Origin of the sequence: Brumicola pallidula DSM 14239 = ACAM 615 (assembly GCF_000428905.1) — a bacterium.
Classification (GTDB): domain Bacteria; phylum Pseudomonadota; class Gammaproteobacteria; order Enterobacterales; family Alteromonadaceae; genus Glaciecola; species Glaciecola pallidula.
Genome location: NZ_AUAV01000011.1, coordinates 157,111 through 174,701 on the forward strand (window position 1 = coordinate 157,111; position 17,591 = coordinate 174,701).

Annotated in this window: 9 protein-coding genes; 2 read left to right on the top strand and 7 right to left on the bottom strand. The window is 40.9% G+C overall.

Features of this window, described 5'->3' with window-relative positions:
• Position 1: 1 nt before the first annotated feature.
• From G399_RS0103480 to G399_RS0103490, 3 genes are read right to left on the bottom strand one after another with little or no spacing between them, the layout of a single operon-like run.
• A complete protein-coding gene (locus G399_RS0103480) occupies positions 2-1,060 on the bottom strand; it encodes a phosphotransferase family protein (protein ID WP_006012289.1) in 1,059 nt (352 codons plus the stop codon).
• Positions 1,061-1,069: 9 nt separating this feature from the next.
• Positions 1,070-2,293 carry an acyl-CoA dehydrogenase family protein gene (locus G399_RS0103485; RefSeq protein WP_006012286.1) on the bottom strand — a complete coding sequence of 408 codons (1,224 nt, stop codon included), beginning with the start codon at positions 2,291-2,293 and terminating at the stop codon, positions 1,070-1,072.
• Between the two features lie 34 nt (positions 2,294-2,327).
• Positions 2,328-2,999, bottom strand: coding sequence for a histidine phosphatase family protein (locus tag G399_RS0103490; protein ID WP_006012284.1), 672 nt, complete (start codon positions 2,997-2,999; stop codon positions 2,328-2,330).
• A 175-nt stretch (positions 3,000-3,174) separates the two neighbouring features.
• Between G399_RS0103490 and hemN the strand changes: the two genes are divergently transcribed.
• A complete protein-coding gene (hemN, locus tag G399_RS0103495) occupies positions 3,175-4,557 on the top strand; it encodes an oxygen-independent coproporphyrinogen III oxidase (protein ID WP_006012282.1) in 1,383 nt (460 codons plus the stop codon).
• 13 nt (positions 4,558-4,570) lie between these two features.
• Here the strand turns inward: hemN and G399_RS0103500 are convergent, their stop codons facing one another.
• The gene (locus G399_RS0103500; protein WP_006012280.1) at positions 4,571-6,973 is read right to left on the bottom strand and encodes a zinc-dependent metalloprotease; all 2,403 of its coding nucleotides are present in this window, start codon (positions 6,971-6,973) and stop codon (positions 4,571-4,573) included.
• A gap of 248 nt (positions 6,974-7,221) precedes the next feature.
• On the opposite strand from G399_RS0103500, the gene G399_RS0103505 reads away from it, so the two are divergent.
• Positions 7,222-7,626, top strand: a complete 405-nt coding sequence (locus tag G399_RS0103505) for a hypothetical protein (RefSeq protein WP_006012278.1) — start codon at positions 7,222-7,224, stop codon at positions 7,624-7,626.
• 57 nt (positions 7,627-7,683) lie between these two features.
• Here G399_RS0103505 and recD read toward each other — a convergent pair whose 3' ends face one another.
• From recD to recC, 3 genes are read right to left on the bottom strand one after another with little or no spacing between them, the layout of a single operon-like run.
• A complete protein-coding gene (gene recD / locus G399_RS0103510; protein ID WP_006012275.1) occupies positions 7,684-9,867 on the bottom strand; it encodes an exodeoxyribonuclease V subunit alpha in 2,184 nt (727 codons plus the stop codon).
• Positions 9,868-9,871: 4 nt separating this feature from the next.
• On the bottom strand, positions 9,872-13,840 hold the full coding sequence (locus tag G399_RS0103515; RefSeq protein WP_006012272.1) for a UvrD-helicase domain-containing protein: 3,969 nt from the start codon (positions 13,838-13,840) through the stop codon (positions 9,872-9,874).
• Between the two features lie 3 nt (positions 13,841-13,843).
• Positions 13,844-17,572 carry an exodeoxyribonuclease V subunit gamma gene (recC, locus tag G399_RS0103520; RefSeq protein WP_006012269.1) on the bottom strand — a complete coding sequence of 1,243 codons (3,729 nt, stop codon included), beginning with the start codon at positions 17,570-17,572 and terminating at the stop codon, positions 13,844-13,846.
• Between the last annotated feature and the right edge of the window lie 19 nt (positions 17,573-17,591).

A 17,591-nucleotide genomic window follows, 5' to 3' on the forward strand; every position in this document is an offset into this window, starting at 1 on the left:
GTTAATAGTCTTCCTTTATAGCTCGCACAGCGAGATTTGATAATGGTGTTAATAGTTGTTCTAGTTCTAATGCTTTTGGATTTGACGCATTACCGTCTTTACCACGTTTCACAACGCCTTGGACTATTGAGAGTAGTCGAAAAAAGCTAAATGCGATATAGAACTGCCAATTGTCTATCTTATCGATACCGGCACGTTCGCAATAAAGCGCCACATACTCTTCTTCACTCGGTATACCCAACTCTTCTCTATATACTCCACCCAAACCAGGCACATTACCCATATTTGCAGGTAGCCTTAATTGCATGCATTGATAGGCTAAGTCTGCATAAGGGTGGCCGAGCGTTGATAATTCCCAATCAAGGATCGCACATAGGTCTTGACTATCATGCGAAAATATCATGTTGTCCAAACGAAAATCGCCATGCACAATCGAAGTTAAACCATCATCATCTGGTAAATTTTCACCTAACCATTTAATAAGAAATTCTGCGTTGTGATTTTCTTCTGTTTTTGCCGCAATATATTGTTTTGTCCATCTATCTAACTGACGAGCAAAATAGTTTCCCGGACGACCAAAGTCAGCTAGCCCAACATCCTCTGGGTTCAGACTATGTAAACTCACCAATGCTAAATTCATTTGATCGTATATCTTTGCACGTTTTGAATTAGGCGATTCACCAAAACAGGGGCGTTCATCCAGTATCGCTAATGCGGCATTCCAAAATATATCACCAGACACAAAGCTCATGATAAAAAATTGGCTTCCAATAACCTCGTTGTCGGTACAAAGATGTATTGCTTTTGGCACCGGGACGGCGCTACCTTGCAAAGCAGAAATAACCTTATACTCGCGGTCAACAGCATGCGCTGACTTTAACAAATGTCCCAATGGTTGTCTGCGTAATACGAATTCACCTGTCGTTGTTGTCAGTTTAAAACTTGGATTAGATTGGCCCCCACTGAATTTTTCGAGGGTTAATAACTTGCCGACCTCAGGTACATTGCTAGTGCAATATGCCTGAAGAGTCGTTAGGTTTGGTGTGATTTTAAAGCTCATCAATTTTATTTACTGACTTTTAGCTGACATTTGCTGAACTAAATTCCTACCCAATTGCATCATATGCACTTGATCAGGGCCATCAGCCAATCGAATAGTGCGCGCGTAGGCTAGTTTTTCACTCAAGGTTGTGTCTTGTGACGTCCCCTCTGCACCGTGAATTTGAATCGCTTCATCAATAACTTCACAGGCCATTTTAGGAGCAACAATTTTAATTGCGGCAATAATATTTTTCGCAACTTTATTGCCATACTTATCCATATGGTCTGCCGCTTTTAAGGTCAGTAATCTAGCTTGTTCAATTTTGCAATACATCAGCGCTAAACTTTCGCGTACAGATTGCTGTTTACTCAAGGGCTGACCAAAAGCAATGCGTTCTTCAACTCGCGCACATGCTTCATCTAGTGCTCGTTGAGCACAACCAATAAGGCGCATACAATGGTGAATACGACCCGGACCCAAACGACCTTGAGCAATTTCAAAACCTTTACCTTCACCTACGAGTAAACTGCTGGCTGGCACCCGTACGTTCTCAAAAAGGATTTCGGCATGACCAACTGGCTGATCGAGGTAGCCCATCGCGGACATCGGGCGAACAATAGTCACGCCGGCGGTATCTAATGGAACTAAAATTTGAGATTGCTGTTCATGTCTCGCCGCTGTGGTATCGGTTTTACCCATTACCACCATTATTTTGCAATTTTCGTTCATTGCACCGCTGGTATACCATTTGCGACCATTGATAACATACTCATCGCCGTCACGCTGAATTGACGTTTCAATATTAGTTGCATCAGAAGATGCCACTGCGGGTTCTGTCATCGCAAATGCCGAACGCAGTTCACCATTTAACAAGGGCTCTAGCCATTTTTTTTGCTGCTCTGAATTTCCATACTTTGCCAATACTTCCATATTACCGGTATCAGGGGCACTGCAGTTGAATACTTCTGAGCTCCATAATACACGGCCCATCAATTCACAAAGTGGTGCATACTCAAGATTAGTTAACCCTGCACCATAAGGTAGATATTCGCTTGGCAAAAACAAATTCCATAAACCGGCTTCTTTGGCTTTTACCTTTAGATCATGCATCAATTGCGGAGTGACCCATGGATTTTCGGATTGGTGCACCAAGTCATGATAAATCGCTTCATTTGGATAAATATGTTCATCCATAAAGGCCTGCAATTTATCAATCAAATTTTGCGTTTTTTCAGTGTAATCAAAGTTCATATTCGCCCCATGCTTAAGCTGGTTATTTAGTTTATTAACTGTATGTAATTAATGATTTATGTCCAGGCAAATCTAAATGCCCCACATTATTGAAACTGCTTAGTTGAATACCATCACGGTTAAAGAAAAAGTGATTAATACTCGTGTTCTTAATTTGCAAATTAAAGTTAACCGTTTTATCTACAGTTAACCCCAACATATTCATCATCGTTATCGCAATTGCACCACCTGAACTTGCCACCAACACATTCTTAGCGCCTGATGCACAAATACGCTCTACTGCTTCTGCAACGCGGCCTGTAAATTGATCCCATGATTCAGGTAGGTTGCTACCAATTTCCTGTTGAGACCAAGCGAACATCGCACTCTTTAATAAGCGATAGAACTCGGATCTTGGCGCATCAGCGGCAGGACGTATCAGAGGATTAACGGCTAAATAGGCACTCACAACTGCGTCAAAGTCAAATTCGTTCCAACCCGAGTCGGTAATAACAGGTATCGCAGTTTCACCACCTTTCTGTATGCCTGCGGCCGTTTCTTTGTGCCTGCGCATATCGCCTGTTACCACGCTATCAAATGTAATATCGCGCTCGGCAAAGTACTGTCCTAATAACAACGACTGTTTATGTCCGATGTCACTTAACTTGTCATAGTCTGCTGCACCGAAGGACGCCTGACCGTGACGAACGAGATATAATTGAGCCATGTATTATTCCTTTTAAGTGTAAACAAAATGTTATGTGCTTTGGTGGCATAAGGGTAATTGATTGTTGTGATATAGGGTTATTCATGAATTGTATGGAAACTTGCTTGAGATCAATTTCATACTAACAGTCTTGACCTATAATCTGCATCAATCAATTGATAATGTAGGTGATGATATGGCAGATCTTGAGTATTTCGATAAAAAAGTACTGAATAAATACAATACAGCAGGACCAAGATACACGTCTTATCCTACCGCATTGTCATTTCATGACGAATTTACTGATGCCGATTTTGAGTTTCAGATTAAGCAAAAATCCAACAGTAAAAGCGCCCAGCATTTATCCCTATACTTACATATTCCCTTTTGTCATTCTCTTTGTTATTACTGTGGCTGTAATAAAATAGTGACCCGTCACGAGGATAAGGCAGACAAATATCTTGAATTTCTGTTTAAAGAAATTAGCCACCGTGGTGCTCAGTTTACTAACTATAAAGTAAGTCAATTGCATTTGGGTGGCGGTACACCCAGTTTCTTAGACAAACAGCAATTAGCCAGACTGATGGCGCACTTGCAACATAACTTTCGTTTTAATGCAGATGTCGAAGCCAGTATTGAAATTGATCCTCGCGAGATTAAATTGAGTTACATTGATGATTTAGCTGACGTTGGCTTCAACCGTTTAAGTATCGGTGTGCAAGACACGAATAGACAAGTGCAAGAAAAAATAAACCGGGTACAGAGCACTGAATTTATTACCGCATTAGTGACTAGAGCGAAAGAGTTTGGTTTTGCATCAATCAATTTAGATTTGATTTATGGCTTACCTATGCAGACCTTCGATACCTTTTTAACGACCTTGCAAAAAGTCATCGAAATTGACCCCGACCGAATCTCGCTTTTTAGTTATGCACATATGCCTCAGCAGTTCCCTGCACAGCGCAAAATTAAAGATGAATGGTTACCTAACGCACATGCAAAATTTGATTTATTGCGCCTCGGTATCGAGTTTTTAACTAAAGCAGGTTATGTGTTTATTGGCATGGACCATTTTGCAAAACCCAATGACGAATTAAGTAAAGCCTTAAAAGCGGGTCACCTGCATCGAAACTTTCAGGGTTATACGCCAAAACAACATAATGCACTGTTGGGCTTAGGCGTGTCTTCAATCAGTAGCATTGAGAACATGTATGCGCAGAACAGCAAGGATCTAAAAACGTATTACGAGGCAATTGAAAACAAACAATCAGCGTTAGTAAAAGGACTAGTGTTAAATGTTGATGATGAAGCACGCAGAGCTGTCATTCATTCCTTAATGTGTAATTTTCAGCTTAGTAAAAAAGAAATATCTGAACAGTTTGGAATTAATTTTGATGATTACTTTGCTAAATCCATTGCAGATTTAAGTGGATTTGAGCTTGATGGCTTAGTTTCAATGAATGACACTCATATCAGAATTGCAGACCGCGGCAGGCTCTTGGTCCGCAATATTTGTATGAGTTTTGATCAACACTTATCTCAGCCTACGCATAATATGCGCTACAGCCGAGTTATTTGAGTGCTCAAAACGACTAAATGGGAGAACCCGGTGGCAATTGCTTAACCGCAAAACTCCCCAACCATTCGTTCGACGTCCAATAATGCTCAATGTACTTCAGTAATACCTTGCCTTGAGCACTTCTGTCTTTCTTGGCTAACCAACTCTGATAACTTAACAATTCGCCTTGCATCGCTAACTTGACTTCGGGTGACAATTCATCTGCTTTCAGCACATCAAAGAAAATATTTAGCGCAACGTGCTTAATACGTTGTTCTAAAATATCCTTAGAGCTCGTCTTCACTAAAGTCTCAAATACCAAGCTAAGCACTTTTTGAGCACTTGGAATGCGAGTATCCAAAGAATGTTGATATGCCAATCGGTTCAACCTTATTGGCTCCAACAAAGTCGTGATCGCATAAGCTGATGCTGCCTCTGCTGCGCTGACTGGGTCAAACACAATCCCCATTCTACCATTGGTACTTTCTCTGTTTCGGCTGCTACCGTAAGCTTTGGGGTTAATCAGTTTTGCTAGCGATGGTTGTATGGCTAGATAATCGGCTGACGCTGCATTGACAACCATTTCGGCTGCTTTAAGTTGCGTTTCCCCGGTTACAAACGCACTGCCTTTGAGTGGTAAGTTTAGCTCTTTTTGTTCATATTCATAGATAACGCCAGATACTTGTTTTACTAGCGCATCCAACTGATATCGGTGTGAATAATATATCGGAACGAGGCGTTCCTCGAGCGAAGACAAGTCGGCACCGACTGGTAATGAATTAGCACCGAAACGCGTTAGCGCAAACTTTCTGACCGCACTTATTCTTGCAAATTCGTCAACTGGGCTCTTACCGTTATCCCATAAATGGCCATCACTTGACGCTCTTTTGCTAGTTCTAGTATCAGGATCTGATTTATATAAAAAGCCGGTTTTCCTTGCTTGCGAGATTAATGCGCTTAACGCTTTATTTTCATCGGCATCAGCAAAATCCTGATAACCATAAGCAATGACATATTTGTCCCAATCACCGATCCCTTTGTCGTAAGCATTTTTGAGTGAAATTTCACCATTTTCCAAACTGATAAGTGGATGTGGATAGTCCATCACCGACGCACGATCATTTTCACTTGCGGCGAAATTATGTGCGATGCCTAAGGTATGGCCAACTTCGTGCGCGGATAATTGCCTAATACGATCCAACGCCATCGCTAGCTGTGCATTTGTATTGGCTTTTCCTGTACTTTCATCATCAAAAGGACTTGTCATACCAAGTGCAATTAAGAAATCTTGTCTTACTCGCAACGAGCCTAAAGTCACATGTCCTTTTATGATTTCACCTGTTCGCGGATCAATAACAGAACTGCCGTAAGACCAACCTCGCGTTGCTCTGTGAACCCATTGGATCACGTTATAGCGCGCGTCCATAGGATCGGCACCTTCAGGTAGTACTTTGACTTGAAATGCATTCTTATAACCGGCAGCCGCAAATGCTTGATCCCACCACAACGCACCTTCTCTTAATGCGGTCATAACTGGCTCTGGGATCCCCGGGTCTAAATGATAAATAATCGGCTCTACCGGTGCACTTACCTCTGCATTAGGATTCATTTTTGACAAACGGTGACGTGGAATAAACTTCTGTTCCATTTCAGCATCTAAAGGTGCTGAATAGTCATAGAAACTGTGTTTCAAAAATCCTGAATAAGGATGGAAAACACGTGTTTTATAGCCATCGTCAGGTAAAGCGAAAAACGAATGGTGTAGATGCACAGAAACACTTTTTGCATCGGGCGTTACTTGTCGAATATATCGACCTTTTGGCGTGCCGGCAAAAGTCACTAGTGCTTCAAGTTCAGTATTACGCTCAAATGCTTTTGTTTTGGGTAAATAAATGCCAGAACGAGCACTATCTATCGAATAACTACCCTGTCCAGTTTGACTTAACTGCTCGGTAATACCATGCACGTCGGATAACAAAAAAGCGGTGTAATCAATATAGATTTTACCAACGCTTTCATGTGCCACTTCAAACCCAGCGATGACTGAATCAGCAAAAGCTTCATCAATACTGTTACGTTCGGCAACGTTGCTTGAACTTGCGCGATAATCAGTATTAAGCTGCTTTAATAATATTTTATTGCCAAAACGTTGAAACTCAACTAAACGAGTGTCTCCTAACTGACCTCGGTCTAGTCCAATATCATTTGAACCAATGCCGTGCGGTAAGCTACTTTGAAATAGCATTTGTTGATTAAGTTGCGCAACATCCAATGCCAAGTAAACTTTGTCGTCACTATTAGAATATACAATTTCTACAAAGCCAGACATTGCTTGTTTAGCCTGTAAAAAGTCTTCTTTATCTTGCGCCTGAACTACTTGTAATAAGCATAGCAAAACTAAAAAAAAGACAGAACTCATGCACTTCGTCAAACTCATTTGTTACCACTCCTTATATTTTTTATATTTTCTATATTTTCTATATTTTTGTTATTTATTATTTATTATTTTGTCTGCACATTGCTTGATCTGAATCATCAGCAAAGATGGATATTTAACCTAGAATTTAATCTCACTTATGACGCTAACAACACCTTTTTATTTACTCTCACAACTAAGATGCGTTGTCGCAAATCTGACTGCGTATGCCTAGAAGTAAAATCACAGGTGTCTAAGGGATAGAAACTATGCCTCACTCAGAAGCTAATGACAACTTAGAAGAAAAGTCAAAATGCAAAATCTTATCTTTGGTTGCAGACGAAACGACCGAGATAACATTATCAGATCTACCTGTGTTTGGCGCTAGTCTAACCTTCAGAGAAGATATCGCTACTTTACAAAATAGTATTGTTGACCCAAGCCAACTTATCGGTTGGATAGATTGCTCGTCCTTGACTAAATTGGCTTGTTTAAACCAACAACACTATTTTGATGCTCAGCACTTTATGCGAGTTAAACAAAACCAATTATTCTTTTCTAAAACCGTGAAAGTGCATACCGTGAACACTGACTTAAATAATTCTAAAAAAATTCTTACCTTTTCCATTGTGCCTGCATCGAAGAGCCCAGTAGTGGTAAAAATAAAAGGTTAGGAGTGGTAAAAATAAAAGGTTAGGAGTTTAATTAGGCGGCCAAATCAGTCTCTAAACTTAGCTAGTCAACTTTCGTTTTAAGCCACTAAATCGCGTTGATGTTTTTTCTATGCAATCGTTAAGCGCCGGTAAGCTAGCGATAATGCCAATACTTTGTTTTGCTCTAGTGACCCCTGTATAAAGTAATTCTCGGCTCAAATGCTGGCTAGTATAAAACATAGCGTTGTTGACCACTATATTGGGTAGTAAAATATCAACATGCTCAAACTCCGAGCCCTGAGTCTTATGAATTGTCATTGCATAAACCAATTCAAACGCAGGTAACGAAATAAAACTGAATGCCAAGTGAGTTCCGGGAATATCTGGATCTGGGAAGCATGCACGCAATTGACCATCGTCATTGCTCCAAACAACACCAATATCGCCATTAAATAAATGTAAACGGTAATCATTTTGAACAATCATGATTGGCATGCCATGGTACATCTGCCCTGCATCAATGTGTGAAAAACGTTTTCTTAGTTGTTGTTCAATTTGAGTATTCAGAAATTCTGTACCTAAGCGACCTTTTTTAGTCGCAGACAACAATCTATATTGCTTTAATTGCTGGATCGCTTGGTCAACATCACGACTTTCAAATATACACGCGTAACGCTGCGCAATTTGCTCTAATAATATGGTTTTTAATGTCCCTGCCTGCGTGTAGGCATCTTCATGCCATGTTATAACGGATGTTTCTGGCTCTGTTATTAGCAGTGATAATTGCTGTGTTGTTTTCTTGTTTTCCAAATTTGACGTTTCACTGTTAATTTTAGCGCTTGTCAACAGCCCTGCAAACTGTGCTGACTGACCCAGTAATATGTTGTGTGCCAGTTGCGTGATTTCATTTTGCGAACGCATACTTTTTTGTAAAAACGTAACGTGATTATAGTGGAATAAACTTTCATTATTCGCTTCACTATTCACTTCAAGTTCACTATGGTCGTTCGCATTCATTTTGTTCTGACTATTGTTAGTTGCAAAACCAGGCAGTAATTTATTCAGTAATTGCCTATGTGATTGACTATAAACTCCTGAATAATCGCCTAATATTGCAGCATACTGCCAATCGGCTTGATTAACCAAGTCCTTTAACAATCCGCCACTCTCAACTGACGGAAGCTGATTTGCATCTCCAATTAATACTAATTTTGCCGTTTTAGGCAGTGCACGTAACAACTTAGCCATCATGGCTAAATCAATCATAGACACTTCGTCTATTACCAAAAAGTCACAATCTAATTGCTTTTTGTGGTTATATTTTGGGTCTATGCCATACATACCTATACCGAGTAGACGATGAATTGTTTTTGCTTGGATCATCGGCATTAAGTCGGTAATCAATGTCGCAACTTGGTTTTCTTTATTCGAATTAAGTAATTGCGTAAATTCGGCCAAAATAGATTCATTTAAGCGTTGTGCTGCCTTTCCTGTTGGGGCCGCTAGCATCAACTTTACCTGAGTTGATGAGTCCTTCTTTTGTGTATACAGCCAAGATAATAATAGTCGAGCAACCGTGTAGGTTTTACCGGTTCCTGCACCCCCACTTATAATGGAGGTTTGTGCAATAAGTCCATTGGCTGCAGATACCTGCTGCCAGTCAATATCCTGCCCATTTTTCGCAGGGAATAACGTTGGCCAAAGCTCATCGGCGCATTGTTGTAAGCTTGCAAACGCGGGTTCAAAATCAACTAAGAGCTGTGTTTGTTGTTGCCTAAAAAAATCAGCGACTTCATTTTCGTAATTTGCATATCGTCCACTATATAAATTGGGTTCATCCCATTGTATATCGTTTCTTGATGGACAAATGTTATCAAAACGTTGAATAACATCGCTCAGCTTTGCTGCACTTACAAATACAAAACCAGCTTTCAATTTGGCATTCTGTTTGCTGAAACTTGATCCATATTGAGTAACATCGGCCTCTGACCAACAGGTCTTTTCTGCGATGGCTGCAATGTTAAGGCAACTGTGCCCTTGCCTTTGGAAATAGGAGAGAGCCAACAGCACATGAAAGAGTTGCCCAAGTGATTTTTGATCGTTGAAAAAGTCATTCTCGGCATCGAGCTCAAACCGTTGGATGATTGCATTATTAGCAAAATAATAGTCGATAGATTGAATATCATGCAACGCTAGCAAACAATCAGAGCACGACGAATAACCGGTCTGTTTTGCTATGGACGGAGGAAGAGAAAACAACATGCTTTTAAGCCTCTTCTTTAGTTGGCTTAAACAGGTTTTCGAGCAAGTCGATATACTGCTTATCTACTTTATCAAAAAACACTCCGCTAGATCCGCCGTCGAATTGACTGTCGGGCGACATACCACGCAGATATAAATAGAAAACCCCGCCAAAATGGGTTTCGAAAGAATAGTCGCCAAGCTGCTGCTTTAAATACTTGTGCAGAGCCAATGAGTACAGTAAGTATTGTAAGTCATACAAATGCTGTTGATTGTTTTCATGCAGTTTCTCGGTGCTGTAGTGCCTTGGCGAATCCCCCATATGAGTCGACTTATAATCGGCAACATAGTACTTACCGTCATGCTCAAATATGAGGTCAATAAACCCATGCATCATCCCGCTGAGCTCAGGAATATCAGCCATTGATATACTTAGCGCAGACAAGCCTCTACTTTTCCGTAAGTGCTGGCGGTATTGTTGCAGTACTTTTGCCACGTGCCTCACTTTTAAATGCGGCATTGGGAAATAAAATTCGGCTTCTCGTAACGTATGCTTAACGGTTAAGTCTGCCAAACAGAAGTCATTAATAAGCGGCGTCTTTAGACAGCTATCTAGCCACTCAAAAAGTGCCACAAGCTCTTTTTCTTGCAAGACCTTATACTTTGACAATGCGACAATTGACGCACTTTCCCAATCGGGTGAATGAAAATCAACTTGCTCTAAAATATCATGCAACAGGTTTCCGGTATCCGCACCTTTTTCGATTTGATACCTTATGACCAACGAATTTTCACTGATATTCTGTGATGTTTGCGCTGAGGCCTGATCTAGCAGCTCATCTGTTCTCGTCTCAATGCTAACAATCTTATGTTCGCTTGCTGTTTCAATTGCATGCAAGGAAATTTGATTCGGCGATGCCACATCATAATAACTGTTATTATCGCTTTTGTGAAAGCGCGACAAATTTGAAAATGAGCTGATTATCCATGCCGACCGTTTAGCTAATTTTGCGTCCACAAAAGCAGGCACTATAATTTCATCATCGGCTTGATAAGCACTTGACATGACGGGGGGTATATCAACATTCACGGCACTGCTGTTGCTGTGCAAAGCGCCATTCACAGATGCTGCATCGTTGGTTTCAAACACATGCGTAGTCAGCCAATTCATTATCTTTGAATGAGCAGGGTCTTCAGATTTACAATCGTTCAGGCTTTCATTTGGAATGCCCAAGGCTGAATTTAGCGCTGACTCACTATTACTGATGTCGTTTACTACCCCCAAGTAACAGCGATACTCTGCTCGAGTCACCGCGACATACATTAAGCGCATTTTTTCGGCATGCTCTTGCTTAGCATATTCATTCAAGCTCGCGTGCGTTGCACCTAATTGATAAATCGATTGTGCGCTTTGCATATCTTGGTATTTAAAATGTTGAATGGTGCTTGTTTTTCTTCTACGTGGATCTTTATATTTATTGCCAAAAGGAACGAACACAATAGGATACTCCAATCCCTTTGAACCATGTTGAGTCACAATTTTTATTAAATTGGCATCACTCTCAAGACGTAATTGCACCTCTTCATCGGCAACGTGATCAAATATTTGGTGGCTCAACCAAGCCAGTTGTTGTTCGGGCAGCTTATTGAGAACAGCATTTTTTGCCATCGCCTCAGCCAAATGCATCATGTTTGTTAAACTTCGCTCTGGTGAGGTTTGTGGTTCATAGTTTTCTTTTATTAGTGTCAGCAAAAGACTAAAAATACCAAGTTGTGCCCACTTTGCTTTAAATTCAAAGCAACTAACGACCAGTTTTTCCCATTCGGGATGCATTAAGTCGCTGTGTAACTCAAGCAATGTTTTTTGCTGATCCTTCGGTGACATATGGTTAGCAATAACTCCACTTAACAACGAGCTATTCGCGCCCGCAACTAAAGTTGATCTGTTTGTACTGTGTAAAATCGCATCCAATACTCGATACAACTCCGTCGCTTGAGGGCTTGAAAACAGTGGCGTTTTATCACTTAAATAAACCGACTTTAAGCCAACCGCATCCAAGCTATTTTTAACCAGTGTTGCCTCTATCCTGTCTTTAACTAATACCGCAATATCGGCTGGCACAACCTTGTTATCACCAATTTTAGCGTCACCGAGTAAGCGCATTATTTCAAGTGAGCTCCAGTCTAATACTTGTTGTTCTAACTCAACCTTTTTCCTCTTTGTATTGTTGTTACCAATTGAGGTTTCAGCGCCGTCCGAAGATAACATATAGGTCATTGCTGTTCTTGAAGCTAAAGGGTCAAACAGAGGTGAACTGGCCGCTTTTGAGAATGGCGTGGATTTTATAACTTCATAGTCAATGTCAAAACCAAACACCGGTCGTGATTGTTCTTGTAGCAATGAATGTCCGTAAAATAATCGATTATAACCCGTTACCATTTGTGCACTAGAACGCCAGTTGGTGTCCATCAACCAAACATGATCAGCGTCTTGCTTGGCAGCAAGATAAACAAAAATATCACCGCCTCTAAAACCATAAATAGCCTGTTTGGGATCACCTATCATCAATAACAAACTATTTTTGTCTGCCTTCGGATAAAGTTTGTCAAGTATCTGGTACTGATGGCGATCCGTATCTTGAAATTCATCCACTAATGCAACTGGAAATTGACGTCGGATTGAATCAAGTAAATTTACATCCTGACTTTGTAGGGCATTTGAAAACACACTAATGAGATCGTCAAATAACACAACATGTGCCTTCTTCTTTGCCATCTCAACCCGTTCACGAATAGCGTAAACTCCCTCTTTCACAACCCCAAGCACTGCCGTCAATTGCGCATTTCTTTCTAATTGCTTGGTGCTTTGTTCAAGCCACCTTTTAATCTCAGATCGAAGTGCTTTTAGTGGCTCCAACATGGCTTTAGCCTCAGGTGAGGATCGAAAGCGATTGCCATTAATAAAATCGCCCATTTCTGGCGGCATAGTTAACACTTGCAGTAAATCGACACTCTCATCCTCAACGCTCTCATCCTCAACGCTCTCATCCTCAACGCTCTCATCCTGAACGCTCTCATCCTCGACTCTATCATCTCCGACACTTTCATCCTCTGCATTCTCATTCTCTAAACAGCCAGCACCTTGTTGCGATGATTGTTTTGTTATAGTTGCAGTAATATCCGCGCTCTCATTGAGGGCTATGTAAGTTAATAACGTTTCAAACCAAGCCATGATCAAATGCCACTCTTGTGTGCGTTTGCATTCATCCTTATGGCCGACAACGGCTGCCTCAAAAAGCACAGTTTGGTTTTGTTGTAAGTGCTTAAACAACTGTTTAATAAAATCAACTTGCTCATGCAGTTGACGTGCTAAGTTTGCATTTTCATCTGTCTGCACTTGAGCCATTGTCACCTGAGTCAATGCTAGATCTGAAGAAATTGCTGACCTGAATTCGTTAAAGAAATTATCAGGGATGTGCCAATTCTTTGCTGATAACAACGCAAAACTGGCTTTATTTTTGGTCGCTACTCTTAAATAGTCTTGCACACCTTGCAACAGTAGTTCTGTTGAATCGGTGACTAACTCCAATTCTAAATCGGCTTTTAGTGAGACCGCAAATTGCTTCAATACACGTTGACAAAAACCATGTATAGTAAAAATAGAGGCTTCATCGAGTGATAAAAGTGCTGCCGTTAGCAAAGCATCCCCCTCTTCAAGGCCCACTCTACTGATTAGCGTTTGTGTGAAATCAGATTGCTTGTCGGCATACCATTCATCGTGTATTTCCAGCAAAAATGCGGCGACTCGGCCCTTTATTTCCTCAGTGGCTGCTCGCGTATATGTCATCACTAAGATTTCTTGCACTGACAACCTTTTTTCAAGGATTAACCGAGCATACAGACGCGTGATATTAAAGGTTTTACCTGTCCCTGCACTCGCTTCTATTAAATGGCGACTGTGTAATTCAAGGTTAAGAGGATCAAGTTGCAACATAAATTATGTCCTCGCCTTTTTGGCACTTCTAGTGACCATGTGTTTTTTTAAAGGCTGATAGATAGATAACAGGTCGCGTATAGTTTGTTTATCTTTTTCAACATAATGAGGAAAATAATGCGTAAAATATTTATCAATCACAAACTGTGAAGGAAAATTGCCTGCATCGAAAAACGTTGACCATCTATTTGCGATTTCAGGGTGTTGGTAATAATTGTCAGTGCCTGCAGTGTCAGGTATAAAATCAGGATCTGATTTTATACCTGACATTAATTTGTCCGCAAGGTCAGGCGAAATGAGCAGAGGACTTGCATTGCCACGATTAAAAACATCTAGCAAAGTAGACAAATATGCGCTTGCCTCCTCTTGTTCGATAAAGGTAAATTGTTCTGTTTTTATTGACACTACTTTCGACTGTGGGTTTTTGATAATACAAATTGTATAACTGCTTAAGTTGAGCCCAGCAACGTCGATTTGGTTAGCCAATTTGTTGCTAGATGAACTAATCGGCTGAGCAAATGCGCACACAATAAGATGCTTGATCCATGTACCGATAAGATGGCGAGTACTATTACCAGTTAGGCTATAGTCGACTGCACCGCCCAAATTTGATAAATCAAAATGGAAATCAATCAACGCATTTGAAATACTCAATTGCCCACTGAGTACTTCCTCTGATACATACTTAGACAACTCCTTAACCAGTTTTTGGCTGTGCTCGGCGTTTTCATCAATGAGTACCTCCGAATTAGGATAATCAGGAAACTTGCCTGATAACATCAAGCTGGTTTTCATTGTATTCAAAACGTCTTGTTTTTGTTCCTGTGGGAAACCAAATTTCTCGCATTCCAGCAAACAGTCAATATAATCAGACTTCATTAAATAAACATCCAGTCCATTTTCAATGAAGGGTTCAGTATCAGATAATCTTGATTCAATATCATCCAGCCAAAGGCCTTGGCTATTATTTGCAAAAAACTCGACAGGCTTTTTGAAAAATCTCACCAAATCAGCCAGTCTCACTTTTTGTTTGACGGCTAGTTTGGAGTATAGTTTGGCGGCTAATAGAGGGCTTTTACTTACAATCAACTCCCCTTGGTCAGGCTCATCCATAGTTGCCTGTATTGTTGACACGTCTTGATCATGCTTTACCTGCTGGACTGGATCAGCAGGTAAAGCATGCACGATCGCCGGCAGCGCATTATCTGCTGAATGCAAGCTGGCCATCAATCTATACCAACCCTTATCAAAGTTTTGTTGTGCTTGTTGTGCTTGTTGTGCTTGTTGTGCTTGTTGTGACAAATGTTGACTGCTACTTTGTTGTGACAAAAAACCATTAATACTGAACGGATGCAACGGCTGCTGGCTGACTTGATCAAATTGATGGTATTTTTTTAAGTAAACTAAAAATTCACTTAATACCAAACTGGGCTCTCTGTTTTTGTTATCTCGTATCCCTTTGCCTTGGTAGCTAAGATATAAAGCGTTGCGCGCTGACAAGATGGCTTCTAAAAACAAATATCTGTCGTCGCCTCTGCGTGATCTATCACCAATTTGACGCCCTAAATGATTAACCAAATCCATATCGACAAAGGTCGATTGCCGAGGGAATTCACCATCGTTCAAACCTAAAACCGCAATAATTTTAAACGGTATACTGCGCATTGGCATCATCGAACAAAAAGTCACTTGCCCGGTCATGAACTGATTTTGACTATCCGGCGAGGTAAATGCGTTTTGCAGGGCTTGACGAAGTGTTTGGTAACTCCACTTTCTATCTGGCGGGGCAACATTATCTGTCTCTATATCGACAGTTGCAGAGACCTCTAGGTTATCAAAAAATGACATTTGGTAGTGTTCAAAAAATTGACCCAATGTTGTTGTAATGGTTTGCGAAGCGTATTGCTCGACAGTGCTGGCATCAAATAAATTATCTCTCATCGCAAAGAGAAACACTTTCCATTCATCCATAGTACGCGAACGTTTAATGGAATCACCATAGCTAGCCAACTTCTCCAGTAAATGCAGCAATTTACCAAAGGTGACGCCCAACTGCCCCTCAACTTCATTTAAAGCTAATAATTTATCATCAATTAAGAGGTCAGTGTCTGCATGGCTAAACCCCTCTAACAATCGACTCATTCCCCAGTGCCAAGTAAATACGTCATTGGCTTTATCAATGCCCAATATGGACGATTTATGCTCAGCATCCAAGCCCCAATGAATGTTCGACTGTTGCACCCAATAAGCAAAAAGATCGAGTTCTGATGTGTTGATATCATATTTTTGCATCACCGCTGGAAGATGCACAAAGCTCAAAAACTCAGTCACACTAAAGCGGCTATCAGGCAACGACATCAACTGCATAAACGCAGCAACCAATGGATCTGCATCCAATGGATTGCGATCAGCAATCGAACACGGAATACGTTGTTTATCAACGTTATTAAGCTCAGTGATACTTTTACCAAATACCGCCTCGATATAAGGTGAATAGTTTTCAATTGCGGGACACATAACGATCACATCGCGCGGGCTAAGGTTATCGTCTTTACTAAACTGCTGTAACAAATAATTATGCAACACTTGCACTTCTCGCAGTGCGCTGTGACATGAACGCACGACCAAAGAATGATCCGGCAAGGCCTTGAACGACGTTGTTACGTCCACCGATTGAGACATTTCAGCAGCCTCGCCTTGTAAAATATCGCGTTGAATTTTATGTAATAAGGTCGGCGTTGAATGTTGCTGTGGATAATCCGCATCAAATGCACTTATTTCATAGTGCGAAGATTGCGATAGTAAATTAAATAGATCTTTACCTTGCTGTCCCAAGTTTCTCAACAATGGGTTAATCGCTTGTTGTTCAACCCAAGCATCAATTTTGCCTTGTTGCAGTTGCTTTGCCAACGTTCTGTCTGATACTGCATCGCCCCAGTAATCTACGCACGGGTTCAAGTGAAAGAAGTGAATTTGGGTGTACTGCGCTATTTGATTAAAAAATGCGAGCGTTTGCGGTGCCATTGTGTTTATCGCGAAAAAATAAACTTCGCTGGGCAACAGATGGCTTTTCTTGTCTAGTTGTTCTAACGCTAATAGCTGAAGTCTAACAGGGTGATTTGGCTCTTCTTTTGCCAGTTCGCGCCAAATCCAGCGCTGCCAAGCTTCGTGTTTCAGGGCAACTGTATTTTGCTGTTGCCAACTAACACCTTCTTGACTACTGCGACCTTTGGATTGGGAAGATGTTAATACTGACTCCCCCTTTTCCCATGCAAGCAGCCAATTCGGCCTAAACATGAGATATTGCTCGAGTGTGTCGGCAATCAATCGACTGATATTGACTCGCTTATACTCTGCTGTTGTGCTGCTTTCTTGTTGCCAATAGTCAATCAGTGACGCTTCAAAATTTTGCTGCTTAAATGCATCTGAACTCAGTAACCTTTCAATACGCCACAGCATAACCTCGCGCTTATATGTAGATTGCATTGGCACTTTGTCATGACCAAGAATGTCGCGACAAAGTTGCCACACAAAACGCGTTGGCATCGGGTAGTTGATATTCATTGCAATACCCGCGTGCTCAGCCAACTGTAAATTGAGCCAATGCTGCATACCCGTGCTTTCGACTAACACTGTTTTAGCTTGCAAAATAGCTTGTTCGCTATTGCTCATAACGGCCTGCAGCAAATAACTTAAATGCTCTAATTTGTTTGAAGGATAGAGTGTTAGCAAGGCTAATTGTTCTTATTAT